19 protein-coding genes and 1 tRNA gene are annotated in these 18478 nt (G+C 70.2%); 11 read left to right on the top strand and 9 right to left on the bottom strand.

The window, feature by feature from the left end:
• Position 1: 1 nt before the first annotated feature.
• The 9 genes from ACVV2G_RS15015 (at position 2) to ACVV2G_RS15055 (ending at position 9298) form a co-directional block, all read left to right on the top strand.
• The gene (locus ACVV2G_RS15015) at positions 2 to 802 is read left to right on the top strand and encodes a NuoI/complex I 23 kDa subunit family protein (protein ID WP_453843192.1); all 801 of its coding nucleotides are present in this window, start codon (positions 2 to 4) and stop codon (positions 800 to 802) included.
• Positions 799 to 1584: an NADH-quinone oxidoreductase subunit J family protein gene (locus ACVV2G_RS15020; protein WP_453843193.1), complete on the top strand. Its 786-nt coding sequence runs from the start codon at positions 799 to 801 to the stop codon at positions 1582 to 1584. The genes ACVV2G_RS15015 and ACVV2G_RS15020 overlap by 4 nt, the downstream gene beginning before the upstream one ends.
• Positions 1584 to 1976, top strand: a complete 393-nt coding sequence (gene nuoK, locus ACVV2G_RS15025; RefSeq protein WP_453843194.1) for an NADH-quinone oxidoreductase subunit NuoK — start codon at positions 1584 to 1586, stop codon at positions 1974 to 1976. The genes ACVV2G_RS15020 and nuoK overlap by 1 nt, the downstream gene beginning before the upstream one ends.
• On the top strand, positions 1973 to 3967 hold the full coding sequence (locus ACVV2G_RS15030) for an NADH-quinone oxidoreductase subunit 5 family protein (RefSeq protein WP_453843195.1): 1995 nt from the start codon (positions 1973 to 1975) through the stop codon (positions 3965 to 3967). The genes nuoK and ACVV2G_RS15030 overlap by 4 nt, the downstream gene beginning before the upstream one ends.
• Before the next feature lie 6 nt (positions 3968 to 3973).
• Positions 3974 to 5548 carry a complex I subunit 4 family protein gene (locus tag ACVV2G_RS15035; RefSeq protein ID WP_453843196.1) on the top strand — a complete coding sequence of 525 codons (1575 nt, stop codon included), beginning with the start codon at positions 3974 to 3976 and terminating at the stop codon, positions 5546 to 5548.
• A complete protein-coding gene (locus ACVV2G_RS15040; protein ID WP_453843197.1) occupies positions 5545 to 7092 on the top strand; it encodes an NADH-quinone oxidoreductase subunit N in 1548 nt (515 codons plus the stop codon). Before ACVV2G_RS15035 ends, ACVV2G_RS15040 begins: the two co-directional genes overlap by 4 nt.
• A gap of 259 nt (positions 7093 to 7351) precedes the next feature.
• A complete protein-coding gene (htpX, locus tag ACVV2G_RS15045) occupies positions 7352 to 8215 on the top strand; it encodes a zinc metalloprotease HtpX (RefSeq protein WP_453843198.1) in 864 nt (287 codons plus the stop codon).
• Positions 8212 to 8628 carry a YccF domain-containing protein gene (locus tag ACVV2G_RS15050; protein WP_453843199.1) on the top strand — a complete coding sequence of 139 codons (417 nt, stop codon included), beginning with the start codon at positions 8212 to 8214 and terminating at the stop codon, positions 8626 to 8628. Before htpX ends, ACVV2G_RS15050 begins: the two co-directional genes overlap by 4 nt.
• A gap of 73 nt (positions 8629 to 8701) precedes the next feature.
• Positions 8702 to 9298, top strand: coding sequence for an SMI1/KNR4 family protein (locus tag ACVV2G_RS15055; RefSeq protein ID WP_453843200.1), 597 nt, complete (start codon positions 8702 to 8704; stop codon positions 9296 to 9298).
• Between the two features lie 258 nt (positions 9299 to 9556).
• Here the strand turns inward: ACVV2G_RS15055 and ACVV2G_RS15060 are convergent, their stop codons facing one another.
• Complete coding sequence (locus ACVV2G_RS15060) at positions 9557 to 10810, bottom strand: APC family permease (RefSeq protein ID WP_453843201.1); 1254 nt, start codon at positions 10808 to 10810, stop codon at positions 9557 to 9559.
• Positions 10811 to 10961: 151 nt separating this feature from the next.
• On the opposite strand from ACVV2G_RS15060, the gene ACVV2G_RS15065 reads away from it, so the two are divergent.
• A complete protein-coding gene (locus ACVV2G_RS15065; RefSeq protein ID WP_453843202.1) occupies positions 10962 to 11228 on the top strand; it encodes a GlsB/YeaQ/YmgE family stress response membrane protein in 267 nt (88 codons plus the stop codon).
• Positions 11229 to 11394: 166 nt separating this feature from the next.
• Here the strand turns inward: ACVV2G_RS15065 and ACVV2G_RS15070 are convergent, their stop codons facing one another.
• Positions 11395 to 11883, bottom strand: coding sequence for a YajQ family cyclic di-GMP-binding protein (locus ACVV2G_RS15070; RefSeq protein ID WP_453843203.1), 489 nt, complete (start codon positions 11881 to 11883; stop codon positions 11395 to 11397).
• 234 nt (positions 11884 to 12117) lie between these two features.
• Here ACVV2G_RS15070 and ACVV2G_RS15075 point away from each other — a divergent pair.
• A tRNA-Tyr gene (locus ACVV2G_RS15075) sits at positions 12118 to 12199 on the top strand.
• 164 nt (positions 12200 to 12363) lie between these two features.
• Here the strand turns inward: ACVV2G_RS15075 and ACVV2G_RS15080 are convergent.
• The 7 genes from ACVV2G_RS15080 to ACVV2G_RS15110 all read right to left on the bottom strand — a co-directional run bounded on the left by ACVV2G_RS15080 (position 12364) and on the right by ACVV2G_RS15110 (position 18360).
• Positions 12364 to 13731 carry a tyrosine-type recombinase/integrase gene (locus ACVV2G_RS15080; RefSeq protein WP_453843204.1) on the bottom strand — a complete coding sequence of 456 codons (1368 nt, stop codon included), beginning with the start codon at positions 13729 to 13731 and terminating at the stop codon, positions 12364 to 12366.
• 60 nt (positions 13732 to 13791) lie between these two features.
• The gene (locus tag ACVV2G_RS15085; protein ID WP_308884014.1) at positions 13792 to 13977 is read right to left on the bottom strand and encodes a helix-turn-helix transcriptional regulator; all 186 of its coding nucleotides are present in this window, start codon (positions 13975 to 13977) and stop codon (positions 13792 to 13794) included.
• A gap of 440 nt (positions 13978 to 14417) precedes the next feature.
• Entirely contained in the window at positions 14418 to 15893 is a 1476-nt protein-coding gene (locus ACVV2G_RS15090; protein ID WP_453843205.1) for an ATP-binding protein, read from the bottom strand.
• A gap of 3 nt (positions 15894 to 15896) precedes the next feature.
• Positions 15897 to 16745 (bottom strand): bifunctional DNA primase/polymerase, encoded by an 849-nt coding sequence (locus ACVV2G_RS15095; RefSeq protein ID WP_453843206.1) that lies wholly within the window; start codon positions 16743 to 16745, stop codon positions 15897 to 15899.
• Entirely contained in the window at positions 16742 to 17545 is an 804-nt protein-coding gene (locus ACVV2G_RS15100) for a deazapurine DNA modification protein DpdA family protein (RefSeq protein ID WP_453843207.1), read from the bottom strand. Before ACVV2G_RS15100 ends, ACVV2G_RS15095 begins: the two co-directional genes overlap by 4 nt.
• A gap of 149 nt (positions 17546 to 17694) precedes the next feature.
• Positions 17695 to 17877: a hypothetical protein gene (locus tag ACVV2G_RS15105; RefSeq protein WP_453843208.1), complete on the bottom strand. Its 183-nt coding sequence runs from the start codon at positions 17875 to 17877 to the stop codon at positions 17695 to 17697.
• An 18-nt stretch (positions 17878 to 17895) separates the two neighbouring features.
• Positions 17896 to 18360 (bottom strand): hypothetical protein, encoded by a 465-nt coding sequence (locus ACVV2G_RS15110; RefSeq protein WP_453843209.1) that lies wholly within the window; start codon positions 18358 to 18360, stop codon positions 17896 to 17898.
• Positions 18361 to 18478 lie beyond the last annotated feature (118 nt).

Genomic DNA, 18478 nt, shown 5'->3' on the forward strand with positions numbered 1-18478 from the left:
CATGGCCCCCATCCCCGGCAGCGGCCTGGCCAAGGGCCTGGCCGTCACCCTGCGCACGATGACCAAGAAGACCGTCACCGAGCAGTACCCGGACGCCCAGCCCGAGCTGCCGCCCCGTACCCGCGGCGTGATCGGTCTGTTCGAGGAGAACTGCACGGTCTGCATGCTGTGCGCCCGCGAATGCCCCGACTGGTGCATCTACATCGACTCCCACAAGGAGACGGTCCCGGCGGCGGCACCCGGCGGGCGCGACCGCAGCCGCAACGTCCTCGACCGCTTCGCCATCGACTTCTCCCTGTGCATGTACTGCGGTATCTGCATCGAGGTCTGTCCGTTCGACGCCCTGTTCTGGTCGCCGGAGTTCGAGTACTCCGAGACCGACATCCGGGACCTCACCCACGAACGCGACAAGCTCCGCGAGTGGATGTGGACGGTCCCGGCCCCGCCCGCCCTCGACCCCGGCGCGGAGGAGCCGAAGGAACTCGCCGCCGCCCGCAAAACCGCCGACAAACTGGCCGCCCAGCAGGAAGCGTCCCAGCAGGGAGCCCCCCAGCAGACGGTTGCCCAGCAGACGGTGGCACCGCCCGGGACCGCCCGGGCCACCGAACCGCACGCCGACGAGCAGGCCCGCGCCGCCGAACAGCCCACCCGCCCCATGGGCGACTCCAAGCAGCAGACGGACCAGCCGACGCCGGACCAGCCGACGCCGCACCCGTCTAAGCCCGGCCGGCAGGCGCCGAAACCGGACCAGCCGGACCAGCCCGACCAGCCCGACCAGCCCGACCAGGAGGGCCGGGAATGACCCTCGCAGCGACCGTCGGCCACCTCGCCGCGCACTCCACGACCACGGCCGCCGAATCCCACGGCTTCCTCTCCCCGACCGGCGTCGAGATCGCCTTCCTCCTCGTCGGCCTGGTCACCCTCGGCGCCGCCGTCGTCACCGTCACCACCCGGCAACTCGTCCACGCCGCCCTGTGGCTGGTGGTGGCCCTCGGCGGACTCGCCGTCGAGTACCTCCTGCTCACCGCCGAGTTCATCGCCTGGGTACAGGTCCTCATCTACGTCGGTGCCGTCGTCGTCCTCATCCTGTTCGGTCTGATGCTCACCAGGGCGCCCATCGGCCGGTCCCCGGACGCCGACTCCGGCAATCGCTGGGCCGCCCTCACCGTGGCCTCGGCCTCGGCCGCGGCCCTGGTGTGGGTGGTCGTCGACGCCTTCCGCACCACCTGGATCGACCTGGACGGCCCGGCCGCCGGTACCACCGCCGTGACCGGAGCGAGTCTCTTCCAGAACTGGGTCCTTCCCTTCGAGGCCCTCTCCGTCCTCCTCCTCGCAGCCCTGGTCGGCGCCATCGTCCTGTCCCGCAAGGCGAAGACGGACCGCGCCGCCGCAGGCCGTACACCAGCCCCTAGCCGCTCACCCGCCCCCAGCAGCACCCCCGAAACAGGCAGCACACCCACAACGGGCCGCACACCCGGAACGGCCCGTACGGCTGAAGCGGGCCCCACCCCCGAAGCCGACCGGTCAACCGGCCCGAACGGCCCGACCAGTCCGCCCGGTGCCGACAAGGCTGGTGACCGCTGATGCACCTCGCCTATCCCGCCGTTCTCTCCGCCCTCCTGTTCTGCACGGGCCTGTACGGCGTCCTCGCCCGTCGCAACGCGATCCTGGTCCTGATGTCGGTCGAGCTGATGCTCAACGCCGTCAATCTCAATCTGGTCGCCTTCGACGTCTGGCTCAGCAAGGCCGCCGAGGAGACCCTGCACTCCGGCCAGGCCCTGACCCTGTTCACGATCGCCATCGCAGCCGCCGAGATCGGCCTCGGTCTGGCCATCGTGCTCGCCGTCCACCGCAACCGCGGCACCTCGGACATCGACAGGCTCCGCGACACCGCGGAGGGCCACGAGCCGGACGCCCCCGACACCGATGCCCCCGCGACCGGGACGGCCGCCGAGAAGGCTGAGGCCACCGCGTGACCACGACCACCCTCGCCGTACTCGTCCCCCTGCTCCCCTTTCTGGGGGCAGCCGCCGGCCTCCTGCTGGGCCGCGCGGCACCCGGGTTCGTCCGGCCGCTCGCCGTCCTGCCGACGCCGGCGGCCCTCGTACTCGCCGTGGTGGTCGCTGCCCGCCAAGGCGGTGGCGGGCCCGTTGACGCTGCCACCGAGCTGACGCCCACCGGTTCGGTGCCCATCGAACTCGCCCTGCACATCGACGGCTTCGCCGCCCTCGTCGCCGTGCTGGTCGGCTGCGTCGCCACCTGCGTGCAGATCTACTCCACGGGCTACCTGCGCGACGACCCGCGCTACTCCTCGTACGCCGCTCTCGTCTCCTTGTTCACCTCCGCGATGTTCCTCGTCGTCTACTCCGGCGACCTGATGGTGCTGCTGGTCGGCTGGGAGATCATGGGCATCTGCTCGTACTTCCTGGTCGGTCACTACTGGGAGACGCCGGAGGCCCGCGCCGCCTCCCTCAAGGCCTTCCTGGTGACCAAGCTAGGTGACGTCCCCTTTCTGATCGGCCTGCTGGCGCTGGCCACCGAGGCCGGCTCCTTCCGTATCACCAAGATCCTCGGCGTGGTCGCGAACGGCTCCCTCGACCACCCGACGCCGATCGCCTTGCTGCTCCTGGCCGGTGTCGCGGGCAAGTCGGCGCAGTTCCCGCTGCACACCTGGCTCCCCGACGCCATGGCGGGCCCGACGCCCGTCTCCGCGCTGATCCACGCCGCGACGATGGTCACCGCCGGCGTCTACTTCATCGCCCGGCTCCTTCCGCTCTTCCAGGCCTCGCACGCGGCGATGGTCGTCCTCGCCGTCATGGCCGCGGTCACGATGATCGGCTCGGCGCTCGCCGCGCTCGCCCAGGACGACATCAAGCGCGTTCTCGCCTACTCGACCATCGGGCAGCTCGGCTACATGACCGGCGCCCTCGCCGCGGGCGACCGCGACGCCGCGGTCTTCCACCTCCTCACCCACGGTGCCTTCAAGGCGCTGCTGTTCCTCGCCGCCGGTGTGATCATCCACGCCGCCGGCACCAACTCGCTGGCCACCATGTCCCGTATGCAGGGCCTGCGCGACCGCGTCCCGGACGCCTACTGGACGATGACCGTGGCGCTGCTCGCACTCGCCGCCATCCCGCCCTTCAGCGGTTTCTTCTCCAAGGAGTCCGTCCTCGTCGCCGCGGAGCACGTCGCCACCGGCCACACCGAGCACGCGCCCGGCGCCGCCGGCTGGACCGTCCTCCTCGCCGGCCTGGTCACGGCCCTGCTCACCGCCGCCTACGCGACGCGCCTGTGGCTGCTGGCGTTCCGTGGCCAGGGAACCGAGGCACCCGACCACGGCACACAGCCCCTGGTCATGAACGCCGTGCTCTGGGTCCTCGCCATCCCCTCACTCGCCCTCGGCGGGCTCGCCTTCCGCCTGCTGCCCGACTGGTTCGACGGCCGCGACCTCACCCCCACGCTCACCACCTCCGTGCTCGGCACGGGTGTGGCCGTGGTCGGCGGCATCGTCACCTACGCCGCCTGGCGCCACACCACGGCGCCGGCGGCCCGGAGCCCGCTGGGCGCGGTCGCGGCCCATCCGGAGGGCGACGCCGCCCTGGTGGAGGCCGAGGCCATCGCCAGCCACCAGCCGGCCTACGGAGACATCGCGTACGCCCCCGATCCGTCGGATCCGGGACGGCTCCTGCTGGGCCCCCTGCACCGGCACGCGGCCGTCGGCTTCCACCTGGACGCGGTGTACACGACCCTCTTCGTCCGGCCGGTCCAGGCCGGGGCGAGACTCGTCCGCTTCCTCGACCGCGAGGTCGTCGACACCTACGTACGCGGGGCGGGCGCCCTGCCCCGCTGGCTCGGAACCGCCGCCCGCCGTGCCCAGACCGGCAATGTGCAGACCTATGTGAGCGCGCTGTTCGCCGGCACCGTCGTCCTCGTGGTCGCCGCCGTCCTCGCCGCCACGGGAGCGTGAGCAGGCATGATCGATATCAACGAGTCCGTGATGCAGTTCCTTCTCGCGTTGATCGTCGTCGGCCCGCTTCTCGGTGCCGCCACGGCCCTGCTCCCGGCCCCGCCCGGGCTGAAGGGAAAGTCGCCCGAGCAGGCCGTACTGCGACACGGCGTCATCGTCACAGGCGCCGTCCTCATCGCCGCGATCGTCCTCGTACTCGGCTTCGACCACGACCATCCGTCGAAGATGCAGGCCAGCACGGACATCAGCTGGATCCCCGCACTCGACGTGCGCATCCACCTCGGCATCGACGGCATCTCCCTCCCCCTGCTGGTCCTGACCGCGCTGCTGACCTTCCTCTGCGCGCTCTACTCGTACTTCAAGATGCCTTCGGGCCCGGGCCCGAAGGCCTTCGTCGCGCTGCTGCTCGTCCTGGAGTCCGGCACCCTCGCGACCTTCGCCGTTCTCGACCTGGTGCTGTTCTTCCTCGCCTTCGAGATGGTCCTCATCCCGATGTACTTCCTCATCGCCCGCTGGGGCGGCGAGGGGCGGGCCGGGGCGGCCTGGAAGTTCATCCTCTACACACTCCTCGGCTCCGTCGTCATGCTGCTCGGCCTGCTCCTGGTCGGACTCAGCGCAGGCACGTTCGACATGGTGGCACTCGCCACTGACAACGGCCGGTCCCTGACCACATCCGCGCAGGTCATCGCGGTTCTGGCAATCGGGATCGGGCTCGCGGTCAAGACCCCGATGTGGCCCCTGCACAGCTGGCTGCCCGACGCCCACACCGCCGCCCCGACCGTTGGTTCCGTCCTGCTGGCCGGTGTCCTGCTGAAGATGGGTACGTACGGGTTCGTCCGCATTCTTCTCCCGGTCGCGCCGGACGGCTTCGAGACCTTCGCGCCCTACCTCGCCGCGTTCGCCGTCGTCGGCGTCATCTACGGCTCCCTGGCCTGTCTGGCCCTCGCCAAGCAGGGTGCGAAGGGCGACCTCAAGCGCCTCATCGCCTACTCCTCCGTCGGCCACATGGGCTTCGTCCTGCTCGGCATCGCGACCATGACCCCGACCGGCGTGAACGGCGCCCTGTTCGCCAACATCGCCCACGGCCTCATCACCGGCCTGCTCTTCTTCGTGGTCGGCGCACTCAAGGACCGCACCGGCACCACCGACCTCGACACCCTCGCCGAGGAGACCGGAGCCGCTCTGTACGGCAGGGCACCGCGCCTCGGCGGCCTGCTCGCCTTCGCGGCGGTCGCCTCGCTCGGCCTGCCGGGCCTGGCCGGTTTCTGGGGCGAGATGCTGGCCCTGTTCGGCGCCTTCGATCCCCACGACGACCTCAGCCGCCCCGCCTTCCTCACCTTCATGGCCGTCGCCGCGTTCGGCACGCTGCTGACCGCCGCGTACATGCTGATCGTGGTCCGCCGCGTCTGCATGGGCGCCGTGCCACAGGGAGCTTCGAAGCTCACCGACGTCCGCACGTACGAGTTCGCCGCCTGGACGCCGCTCGTCGCCCTCACCGTCGTCGCCGGACTGTGGCCCGGCACCCTCCTGGGGCTGACCGACCCGGCCGTGCAGCAGCTCCTCCCAGGAGGCCCCCGATGAGCTCCCCGGCCCAGCCCCTCACCGAGACGGTGTCGCAGTCACTGGCCCAGAACCTCGTCCAGTCCGTCGACTGGCTCGCCATCGCCCCGCCCACCATCACGGCGGTCGTCGGCCTCGCCGTCCTCGTCACCGACCTGTTCGTCAAGGACGCCCGCAAGTCACTGCTCGGCTGGATGTCGGTCGCCGGACTCGCCGCCGCCGCGCTCATGCTGCTGCCCCTGGTGAACGGCGACCGCTCGACGTTCTGCCTGACCGGCGACGCCGACGTCTGCAGCTACACGGCGGACACCTTCACGCTCGCCATCCAGTTCCTGGTCCTCGGCGGCGCCCTCCTGACCGCCCTGCTGTCGGTCACCGCAGTCAAGGACCCCGGCCGCGGACTCCCCGAGGGCGAATTCTGGTTCCTTCTCCTCTCGTCCGCGGCCGGCGCCGCCCTCCTGCCCGCCTCCCGCGACCTCGCGACCCTCATCGTCGCCCTGGAGGTCGCCTCCCTGCCCGCCTTCGCCCTCGTGGGCCTGCGGCAGGGCGACCGCCGGTCCTCCGAAGCGGCCCTGAAGTTCTTCCTGTCCTCGGTCACCGCGACCGCGGTCAGCCTCATGGGCATCAGCTTCGTCTACGCCTCCACCGGCACCCTCCACCTCACCCAGGTGGCGGAACGCATCCAGCACGTCGACGGGCAGCTCACCACACTCGCCCAGACCGGTGTCGTCCTCACCCTCGTCGGCTTCGCCTTCAAGACGGCCGCCGTGCCCTTCCACTTCTGGGTGCCCGACACCTACGTGGGTGCGCCCCTGCCGATCGCGGCGTACCTGTCCGTGGTCGGCAAGGCGGTCGGCTTCTCCGGCCTGATCCTCGTCACGGTCATCGCCCTCCCGTCCTACGCCGACGTGTGGGGGCCGGCTCTCGCGGCACTGGCCGCGCTCACCATGACGGTCGGCAACGTCGGAGCCCTCCGCCAGCAGGCCACGCGCGCGTACAGCGCGGTACGCCTGCTCGCCTGGTCGTCCGTCGGCCAGGCCGGCTACCTCCTGGTTCCGATCGCCGCCGCCGCGTACTCCGACGCCCCCGAGCGGTCGATCGGCTCCACCGTCGCCTACGCCCTCATGTACGCCGCGGTGAATCTCGGCGCCTTCGCGGTGGCCGCGCTCGTCGGGCGTACGAGGCCGCGGAACCGCGTCGCCGACTACCGCGGTCTGTACGCGTCCAACCCGCCGGCGGCCCTGCTCCTGGGGTTTTTCCTGCTCTGCCTCGCCGGACTGCCGCCCGGCGTCATCGGTCTCTTCGCCAAGGTCACGGTCTTCTCGGCGGCGGTCGACGCGGGGCTCGGCTGGCTGGCCGTCGTCATGGCGGTCAACGTCGTCATCGCGCTGTTCTACTACCTCCAATGGACGGCCCTGCTGTTCCGGGCGCCCGAGGACGCGGCGGTCAGGCATCACGCCCCCGCCCCCGTCACGGCGGCGATCACCGTGGCCGCGGTCCTCGCCGTCGCCCTCTCGGGAGCACCGCAGCTGATCCTGCGCTTCGCCGACACCGGCCTCTTCTGAGCGGCGGCTTCGAGGACGCGCACGTGCGGTACCCGCCCTCCACGCGCGCATACCGCCCGCCGCGGCCGTCACCCGTACGGACCACGCGCGCCGCAGCGAGCGCCAGGGAACTGGCGGCCCTCGCCTGGCGTTGACCAGTACAGAAGGGTCCACTGGACGTGATGCCACGACACCGGTGGCATCGGAGACGGGAAGCAACCACAGCGAGCGACAGCTGCAAGCAAAGGGTTCCCCTGCTGCACCACTTGGAGGGCGTACCGTGCACCGCCGGCACAACGGGCTCAGGACGGCAGTCCTCCTCGGGGGACTGTCCGCGCTCATCATTGTCATCGGCAGTTTCTTCGGCCGAGCAGGGCTCGTCGTCGCGGTCCTCGTCGCCCTGGGCACGAACGCGTACGCGTACTGGAACAGCGACAAGCTCGCGCTGCGCGCGATGCGTGCCCGCCCCGTCAGCGAGTTCGAGGCTCCGGGGCTCTACCGGATGGTCCGCGAGCTCTCCACCCAGGCCCGCCAGCCCATGCCCCGCCTGTACATCTCGCCGACGGAGGCGCCGAACGCCTTCGCGACCGGCCGCAACCCGCGCAACGCGGCCGTGTGCTGCACCGAGGGCATCATGCGCCTGCTCGACGAGCGCGAGCTGCGCGGCGTCATCGGCCACGAGCTCAGTCACGTCTACAACCGCGACATCCTGATCTCGTCCGTCGCCGGCGCCCTGGCCTCCGTGATCATGTTCCTGGTCAACTTCGCCTGGCTGATCCCCATCGGCCGGTCCAACGACGATGACGGACCGGGTCTGCTGGGCATGCTCCTCATCATGATCCTCGGTCCGCTCGCCGCCACCGTCATCCAACTGGCGATCAGCCGCTCCAGGGAGTACGAGGCCGACGCCTCCGGCGCCCAGCTCACCGGCGACCCGATCGCCCTCGCCGGCGCCTTGCGCAAGCTCGAGACGGGCACGAAGCAGCTGCCGCTGCCCCCCGAGCCCCGGATCGAGACCGCCAGCCACATGATGATCGCCAACCCGTTCCGCCCGGGGCAGGGACTCTCGAAGATGTTCTCCACCCATCCGCCGATGGCGGAGCGGATCGCCCGACTCGAAAAGATGGCAGGTCGACAGCGATGAAGACCATCCTCAACGTCATTTGGCTCGTCCTCAGCGGCTTCTGGCTGTTCCTCGCCTACCTGCTCGCGGGCGTCCTGCTCTGCATAACGGTCGTCGGAATCCCGTTCGGCATCGCGGCCTTCCGTATCGGCGTCTATGCCCTGTGGCCCTTCGGCTACACGGCGGTCGAACGCAGCGACGCGGGGGCGCCCTCGTGCATCGGCAACGTGCTCTGGCTTCTCCTCGCCGGCTGGTGGCTCGCCATCGGGCACATCGTCACCGGTATCGCCTTGTGCGTCACGATCATCGGGATCCCCCTCGGTATCGCCAACTTCAAGCTGATCCCCGTCTCGCTCCTCCCCCTGGGACGCGAAATCGTGCGAACGGACCAGCCGTTCACGGCCACCGGCACCACGCAGAGGACCGACTGGTAGCAGCCGTTCTCCACAGTCGCGGGGTTGTCCACAGGCCCGCTCGGATGTCAGTGGCGGCCTGCATCATGAACGCATGACCGAGATCGAGCAGTTGCTGGCACAAGTCGCCGCCAAGGCAGGCAGCGCCCGTCCCTGGGGCTGGACTTCCCCGTCAGCCCCCGTCGACGGGACGACGCCGGCCCGTGCGGAAGCCGTCCTGGGCTTCCCACTGCCCTCGCTGCTGTCCGACCTCTACCTGCGGATGGGGGACGGTGGTTTCGGCCCGGAGTACGGGTTGCTGCCCCTGCTCGACAGTCCGCCCTCCGGCGAGCCGGCCGCCGTCGCCCAGTACCTCGCCAACCGCGAAGACGGCCTGAAAGACCCCGAGTGGCCCTGGCCCGAGGGCGTGCTTCCGATATCCCACTGGGGATGCGCGATGTACGCGTGCGTGGACTGCCGCTCCCCGCAGGCCACCGTCCTGCTCTTCGAACCCAATGCCGGTGACGCGGACCACGCCTGGTTCGTCGACGCCCCGAGCCTGACGGACTGGCTGCGAGCCTGGGTCGACGGCACGGGTTGGTACGAGGAGGCCAATGAGGGAGTGGAGCTGGCCCCGTGGACCGATTTCCCCATACGTACGGCGAGCAGCGGTCCAGAGGCGGCGGACGCTGCACCCGCACGGGCGTCCTGAGCGGGTTACGGCAACCCCGAACGACCTAGCTGGCGGCCGCGCCTTCCTTCCCGCCCGGCCCCCTGGCGGCCTCGACCACCCGGCTTCCCACGCCACCGAGAACCTCCCCCCGCCGGGCGAGCCGAAGCTCCCCCGACAAACCGAAGCCCGACCCGCCGGGCGAGCCGAAGCCCCGCCGGAGGGCCAACCGCAGCCCCGCCGGCGCCGGCCGAGGCCCCTGCCGGCACCTACCGCGAGAGTTCCCCCTCCCCCCGACGCCTACCGCGAGAGTCCTCCCTCCCGCCCCCGCACGCCCACATACGCGACCGCGCCCATGGCCACCACACCCACGCCCACGATCACCGAACCCACCGGAAGGGAGAACGCGAGCACAAGGCACCCGGTCAGGCCCAGCGCCGGTACGACCCGCGACACCCTGGCCGGGTCGAGGGTCCAGGCCGAGGCGTTGGCCACGGCGTAGTACGTCAGCACACCGAAGGAGGAGAAGCCGATCGCGCCGCGCACATCCACCGTGGCCGCCAGGACCGCGACCACCGCGCCCACGGCCAGCTCCGCCCGGTGCGGTACCTGGAAGCGCGGATGCACCGCGGCCAGCGCTCCGGGAAGGTGACGGTCGCGGGCCATGGCCAGTGTCGTCCGTGAGACACCGAGGATCAGTGCCAGGAGGGAGCCCAGCGCGGCCACGGCGGCGCCGCCCCGCACGACGGGCGCCAGACCCGGCAGGCCGGCCGCCCGTACTGCGTCGGCCAGCGGCGCCGTCGCCCGCCCGAGGCCGCCCGGGCCCAGCACGGAAAGGACAGCCACCGCCACACATCCGTACGCCGCCAGCGTGATGCCCAGGGCCAGCGGTATCGCGCGGGGGATGGTGCGCTCGGGATCCCGCACCTCCTCGGCGAGAGTCGCGATGCGCGCGTATCCCGCGAAGGCGAAGAACAGCAGGCCGGCCGCCTGCAGAATACCGCCCGTGCCGCCCGACACCCCGATGTCCAGACGTCCGGCGTCGGAGCGGCCCGACCCGAGACATACCGCCACCACGGAAGCGAGGACCACCAGGACCACCGCCACGATCGCCCGCGTCAGCCAGGCGGACTTCTGAATTCCGGCATAGTTCACCGCGGTCAGCGCCACCACGGACGCGATGGCCACCATGCGTGCCTGCTCCGGCCAGACGTACGTTCCCACGGTGAGCGCCATGGCAGCACAGGAGGCCGTCTTGCCGACGATGAACGACCAGCCCGCGAGGTACCCCCAGAACTCCCCGAGCCGCTCGCGCCCGTAGACGTACGTGCCGCCCGATGCCGGACAACGGGCGGCGAGCCGCGCCGACGACGTGGCGTTGCAGAAGGCGACAAGGGCAGCCAACGCGAGGCCGAGGAGGAGTCCCGATCCGGCTGCGCGGGCCGCGGGTGCGAGGGCCATGAAGATGCCGGCGCCGAGCATCGAACCGAGTCCCACGATCACGGCGTCGCCCACGCCGAGGGTGCGTCGCAGCTCCGAACCCGCAGGTGCCATGCGTCGCACCCTACTGACCAGCGCAACCATGGGGAGCATGCGGAACGTCCTCCTCACCAGGAAGACGTGAACGGAAGACGTGAACGCACGCGGAGGAACGAGCCCACGGACGGGACCGCGCGGGCACAGCGAGGAAGGGCAGGATCACGGCATGACGATCATCAGCTGGATCATTTTGGGACTGTTGGCCGGAGCCGTCGCCAAGTTCCTGTTGCCGGGCCGTGACCCGGGAGGACTCGTCGGCACGACGCTCATCGGCATCGCGGGCGCGTTCATCGGCGGCTGGATATCGGCCCGCTGGCTGGACCATCCGGTCAGTAAGGACTTCTACGACGGTGCCACGTGGGCGGCGGCGATCGGCGGTTCCCTGGTGCTCCTGATCGCCTACCGGCTCCTGTTCGGCAACTCGCGCGACTGACCGCGGCGGTACCGCGATCGGCCGACGGCCCGTCCGCAGCGTCGGGCCGACGATGTGATCGTGGAGCCGGCAGACGAAAGGCAGACGCAAGGGCGGGCGCCCGAGGGCGGCACCCACCCTTCCCCGTGCACGGGGTCTGCACGTCGCCGTGCGTCGGATCAGCAGGTCACCGGTAGTTCACGAACTGCAGCGCGAAGTCGAAGTCCTGGTTCTTCAGCAGGGCGATCACGGTCTGCAGGTCGTCCCGGCTCTTGGAGGTGACTCGCAGCTCCTCACCCTGCACCTGGGCCTTCACACCCTTGGGGCCCTCGTCGCGGATGAGCTTGGCGACCTTCTTCGCGTTCTCCTGGGAAATGCCCTCCTCGATCGACGCGAAGATCTTGTAGTCCTTGCCGGAGAGCTGGGGCTCACCGGCGTCCAGAGCCTTCAGCGAGATGCCGCGCTTGATCAGCTTGGACTGGAAGACGTCGAGGACGGCGGTCACCCGGTCCTCGGAGTTGGCCTCCATGAGGATCTTGTCCCCGGACCAGGAGATCGAGGCGCCCACGCCCTTGAAGTCGTAGCGCTGCGAGAGCTCCTTGGCGGCCTGGTTGAGGGCGTTGTCGACCTCCTGCCGCTCGACCTTCGAGACGATGTCGAAACTGGAGTCGGCCATGTCCTGTGGCTCCTTGTATCTGGTGCGTGTCGGGCCGCGTATCGGGTCCGTACCGTCATACGTCGGCGGCCGCCGGGCCCGGCAGGGGTCCTCGGCCGCATCCGGACAAGACTAGCCACCCGCCGTCTCCCGGGCGGCGATCAATCAGGTGGCGAAGCACCCCTCCACATCGGGTATTGTTTACGTCGTTGCCACGGAGGCCACCGAAAGGCGGTTCGAAGGGCAGCGAACCCCGGCGGTGTGCCCGAGCGGCCAAAGGGAGCAGACTGTAAATCTGCCGGCTCAGCCTTCCCAGGTTCGAATCCTGGCGCCGCCACACGACCGAAAGGGTCTGTGACCAGCAGCAATGCTGATCGCAGACCCTTTCGCCGTTCACGGGCTCAGCCTGATCGTTGTGGGTGCTTTTTCCCAGTGTGTCTCACCCTGATTCGGGTGCTGACCAGTCCGTGTGGGGCAGGCGTGGGGCAGCTTCCGGCCCTCCTAGCTGCCGTTCTTCAGTGCCCGCTCGATCCGGGCGTTCGCCGTGGCGGCGCCGCCATCCAGGCACTTCGCGTACACCCGGAACAGCACGGCCACGCTGTGGCCGGCGCGCGCGGCTACCTCCTGCGGTTCCACCCCGGAACTGAGCCACGTGGACACGGCGGCGTGGCGAAGATCATAGGGACGCTTCGCCAGCAGCGACGCGCGCTGAGTGGGTGTGAGGGCTCGCGCGCGGGCCTCTGCCCACACCTCGCCGTATCCGGTGTCCTGGATGAGCCCGCCGCGCTGCGTCCGGAACAGCCGTCCGTCGGGGGCAACGCCGTACGCCGTGACGTGCCACCGCAGCAGGCTCACGAGGTCGGGCGGGATCGGCACGGTGCGGACTGCCTTTCGGGGCCGGTGTTTGAGCCCTCGCCGGTCGTGCGCCTTACCGCTGTCCGTCCAGGCCGACCCCGAGCGCGGGCGGGTTTCTCGAAGTCGCAGTGTGCCCCACCCTCGCCGGGGCAGGTCGCAGTCCTGAAGACGGAGCCCGATAACCTCCGCCGGCCGCGCCGCCGCGTAGTACATGCACCCGAAGAACGCGACCAGGCGCCGCCCACGGGGGCTCTGCGTGCGCACGGCATCGAGCAGCGCGAGAGCCTGCCGGGGGTCGGGCACTGAGGCGGGGTCCAGTTCCTCCGCTACCTGCTCCGGAGACTTCCACTGCACCTGTGGCAGGGGGTTGTCCGTCAGTCGTCCGGCGTCAACGGCGTAGCCGAGTGCGTTGTGGAAGATTGCCCGCTTCCGGCGGATGGTCGCCGCCGCCGCCGTGGTGCCGTCCAGCTTCTTGGTCAGCGCATCCAGGGCGGCGCGTACCTGCATACGGTCGGCCAGCGCGGACGTGAGCAGGGACTTCCGCTCGAACCATGCCAGCACGGCGGTCACGTCGTCCGGCGGTTCCTGGCCACGGCGGCTCACGTTGAATGCCCAGCTATAAAGGGCCGTCCGTACCGTTTGGGCATCAGCCATGCCCTTGGTGTCCCTGACGAGAGCGGGCGTAACGGTTGCCATGGCTTCCGCGAGCGTCCGGCGTGTGGAGCCGGGGGAGTGCTGCCACTTCATCTCGATGTACTCGCGGGCGTGCTGGTACCAACTGACGTCGTTGCGCTGTCGCAACTCGGAGAGCGGCACCCCGGTGGTCTCGTCGAAGGGCTCGCCGGCGTGAGCCGCCCGCAGCAGTTCGGCGCGGCGGCCCTCTGCCAGTGTCTTGGTGCGGAAAGTCTGAGAGTGCGGAGTGTCGCCCGTCTTCCAGCGCAATTCCGCAGAGGTCTGTCCACGGTCCTTCCGTTGCCGGATGGACCAGATTCGAACGTCGTACGTCTTGCCCATCGGGGCCTTCCTGCGAAAGGGGCCCCGCCATGGCGGGGCCCCGTCGTTGCGGTCAGGGGATCAGGCTGCGATTTCGTGCGTGGCCCACCACGCGTCAAGGTCGCTGCGGCGGCACCGGATGTGCCCGTTCGGAAGTTTGATGAGCTTGGGGGCCTTGCCACGTGCGCGCATGCGGTAGAAGGCGGCGCGGCTCATCTCGATCTCTTCGAGGACTTCGGGAAGCTTGAGCATCTTGGGGCGGGCCATCGTTGCTACTCCTCGGTCTGGTGATCTCGGGGTGGTGGTGTGTCCGAGGTGCGGATTTCTGCGTCACTGCGTCAAACGCGTCATGCGGGTCTGTGACCTGTGGGTTTGTGTGACTCGGCGGTGTCGGGTGTCTGTCACGGCCGGGTGCGTGTGTCACGGGGCTGTGACGCGGGTGACGTGGTGTGACGCGGGTTTCGGGTGTCTGTGTCACGCTCGTTTAAGCAGGTCAGGGGCCGTCATGGTGGTGACGGGTGACGTGGTGACGCAGGGGCTCTCTCTTAGGACAAGAGAGGGGGTGGTTTCTGTTTGTGGTGCGGCTGCGGTGTTGAAAGAAGGAGCCGCTTCGCGGCGCGTTCGTGGGGCGGCTGTCGCCGAACAGCAAGAGGAGCACCAGGGCGGCGGGTGCTCCTCTTGCTTGTCGTGCAGCCGAGCACGCGCTGTCAGTGCAGGGAGCCCTGTTCGTGCAAGGGCTCGGGCACGGGGCGGGTCATGGAGATATAGCGGGCGACGCGGGTGCGTCCCCAGTCGATGACGACGCCCCGGGAGGCGAAGGTGGGCTGGAGGCGCTTGAGCCGGTCGGAGAGGACTTTGCCGGTGGTGGGCCAGCCCTTGGGCAGGGGACGGCAGTCCTCTCCGCTGTGGAGGCGGCTGAGGCAGTCCAGCCACTCGGAGGAGGTCATGCGCTGCTCTGCGCCCGGTTCGAGTCCGGCGGCGTGGTGCAGGACGGTCTGTGCCAACAGGTCGCCCTCGATCACGTCGTCATTGAGTTCATCGAGGCTGGCCCGGTAGGCGGGCAGTGAGGCAAGGCCGGTGGCCGTGTCGAACTGCGCGCACAGGTGGGCGAAGTCGGCCATGCGCAGGTCGGTGGGTGTGGGGGCGGTGGCGGCGCGGACCTTGACGGTGAGGTCGAGGAGTGAGCCGAGGATGACGGGCAGGGCGCTGGTGAAGTCGGCCCACAGTTCCGCTTCGGTGCGCCGCACCTTCGGGCGTTCCAGGCGCAGGGGCAGGAGGCGTTCGGCGAGGTCGGGGCGGATGACGCCGACGTCGATGCCGGTCAGGAGGAGGGGGCGGCGGTAGCGGGAGCGGTACACGTCGCCGTCGCTGAACAGGGCGCGCTTGATGGACTCGGCTCCGGTGACGATGCAGCACATCAGGTCGGACAGGTCGGGGGCCAGGTGAGAGAGGTTGTCCAGGGCGGTGATCCAGCCTGCCGCCACGGCGGTGATCAGGCTCTCCTCGTCCTTGGGCGCGCGGCGCAGGTCGCCGCTCATGCCCTCGATGATGCGCACGAGCATGCGGCCGGCGGTGGACTTGCCGGCGCCCTGGGGGCCGGTGAGGAACGGCGCGGGGACGGGGACGCCCGGTTCCAGGCAGCCGACGAGCCAGGCCAGCGCCAGGCATTCGGTGTCCGGGGTGGCGAAGTTGGTCAGCCTCAGCAGGGCGTCGATGCCCTGCCCGCCCGTGTCTGCGATCGGGAGGGGCAGTTCGCCGGTGAGCTGGGTGCGCCGCCAGCAGACCTCTGCGGGATCGGGGATGGCGATGGTCCAGCCGGTGGGGTGGATGCGCACGGACTGGCCGTCGTCGCGGCCGAGGTCGAGCCAGGTGGCCCCGTCCGCGCCGGGTGCCACGCGGATGTGGGTGGCCTGCACGTCCTGGGAGAGGGCGAGTGCTTCGATCAAGTCCAGTGCCTCCTTCAAGGCGGTGCCGTTGAATACGCCGATCCCGTCCCGGAAGAGGCCGACCATGAGTTCCTGGCGGTGGCTTCCAGTGGTGCCCTGAGAGCGGATGGGCCGGGCTACGGGGTGGCCGTTGCGCTGGGCGTAGACGGTGCCGTCGACGGTGCGGAAGTAGCGGAAATGGGCCTGCGCGTAGTCGGTGATGACCTCACGGCCCGGCGTCTTCTCCTCCTCGGACACGGTTCACATCCCCAAAGCGGTCAGGGCGTTGGCCCACGCGTCCGTGCAGTGCCGGGCCGTCTCGCCCTTGGCCTGCGCGGCGGTGAACAGCCGGGCAACGTGGGTGTCGGTGAGGCAGCCGCACCGGCCGTGCCTCGACAGCACCGCGAGGAACGTCCGGTACACGGTCGCGTGCACCGCGCTGGACGCCTCCGTGATGCGCTGCTCCGCCATGGCGACGCCCCGTTCCAGGAACGCGGGCGTGCGGTGCGGGCACTCCCCCTGTCCGCCCCTCAGCAGTCCTGGGAGCGCCTGTGGCGCCCTGGGGACGGAGGACGGCTCCTTTACTGCCAGGGCGCGCACAGCGTCAGGGAGAGCGGCCATGGTGCCGGTGCCGGGTCCGAGCCATCGGGCGTAGGCCATGGTCGACTTGATGTCGACCCCGGGACGCACGGCGTTCCGCGACGCCATGGCGCCGCGGTAGATCCAGTGCTCACCGCGCGTCGTCGGCACCATCCGGGTGGCCGGCAGAGCAGCACGGGCCCACGCGATGGCGTCCGCGTCATCCAGGTCGACCACGGTCAGGCCGGCGCCGCCGGGGTGGTAGGCGACGCACACCGCGCGGCGCCATGCCGCCGACCATGCGGGCGAGACGGTGACGGCCGGATCGGTGGTGGCAGCGGCCCACCCGTGGCACGGCGCCGCACACCGGCACGGGCCCGGCACCTTCATGTTCGGTCGGCCGCCGCACGCGTTGTCCGCGCACGCCGTGCAGTTGCCGAACGGCACCTTGCCGCGGCGCAGGGGCAGCACGGGCACGCCGGATGCGGCGAGGCTCAGCGCGGTGTGCAGGGGGTAGGCCGTTGCGTTCATGCCGCGCTCCCGTCGGTCAGCATCGTCTGGCGGTGGGTGGGGATGGCGGCCAGCACGCGGCGGCGCCAGTTGAGGGCGTAGTCGATGCAGTTCGCGCAGTTCTTGTGCGTGTGCCCGGGCAGGGGCGGGCGGCGCCGCGCGTGGGAGCTCCACGCGGCGGAGTCCGCAGAGGCGAGTAGGTGCCCGACGCGTTCCAGGCCGAGGATCTTGAATCCGAAGCCGTGCAGGCGGAAGCCGTGCGCGGCCATGGCGGTGACGATCGCGGCGCCCTCGCGGGTGGACTGCAACCGGCACACCGATCCCAAACCGACCACCGGCTCGCGGCGCAGGTCGACTCCGGCGTTCTCGAACAGTTCCACGCACCGCTCGTACTCCGGGATGCTGCGTCCCTGAAGAACCGGGGCGATCCGCAGGTCGGGGGCGAGGGAGCGCAGTTCGAGGAAGTTGGCGACCGTGCGACGCTGGTGTTCGGCGACGCTGAGGTGGGTGCCGACGAAGTACTGCCCGCCGAACCAACCGCCGTGGATGATGGCTTCCTCGCACATCCAGTCCTGCTGCGCGGCCCAGTCGTAGGGGCCGACGTGCTCCCAGATGCGGCGCAGCGAGTCGACGTACTGGCGCGGGGGGCGCGTCCAGGTGCCCTTTCCCTTCAGCTCCATGAACCCGCCGGAGTCGACCGCGTACGGGCCCTGGGCTACGTCCCATTTGACCGCGCGGTCGAAGTGCTCGGCCTTGAGGAACAGCGGCACGTCGGTCCAGCGCAGCCAGTGCCGTTTGTGGGTGGTCAGGTAGAACCGCATCCCGCCTGTGGCGGGAGCTCCCGCCGCTAAGGCTCGCGGGAGGGTGATGGGTTGCGTCATGCTGGGGTATCTCCAGTTCCTTGGTTGGTTCTGGTTGGCAAGGGCGGCCCCGGATCTTTGGCGAGATGGGGGGGCCGCCCTTGGCGTAGCTAGGCGTCGGGGCCGTTGTCCGGCGTCGGCGGGTCGGGGTGGAACGCCTTGGTGTAGAGGCGGACGCGGTACCCGTCGCGGGCCGGGCGGCGTTCGATGGGGTCGCAGTCGAACGCGGCCGTCAGTGCCTGCGTGATCTCGGGTTCGTCGGCCGGGTCGCAGATGATGCGGATGTCGAACACTGTTCTCCTTCTGTGGTGTCAGCCGTGGAAGTGGTTGCGCTTGAACGTGGCCTTGCGGATGTTCACGGTCGTGCCGCCCTGGTGGCCGCTTGCGCTGAAGATCTGCACGGCGATCCATCCGCCGAAGATCACGGCCGCCAGGATGATCAGTTGGGTGATGAAGGCGGTGAGTGCGGCGATGAACGAGGTGAGCAGGATCAGCCCGCCGCACACCGCGAGGAACCCGACGCCCCCGAGGGCGACGTTCACGGCCGTGCGCGACACGGCCGGCTTGGTCGCGGCCGGGTCGGGCTGTGCGGGGTTGATGGCGTAGCCGGTAACGACGCGTCCGTCGGGCAGGACGATGCTCGCCACCGCCGGGACGGTGCCCGGCTGGACCGGAACGACGGGGGCCGGCGTGACGGTGGCGGGCGGGTATGGGGCGGGGTGGTGGACTTCTACGGCCCGCTGGGCGGGCACGTGCGGGGTGTTCTCGGGATACATGCGGAATCCCTTCCGGACGTGGGTCAGGGAGGCGGAGGCACACCCTGTCGGGGGCGTTGTGGAGGGGTGTTTCGGGGGTCTGACCTGCGTGCCTCCCTGACTCCCTGGACGATCATTT

The sequence above is a fragment of the Streptomyces sp. JK94 genome (assembly GCF_053613315.1).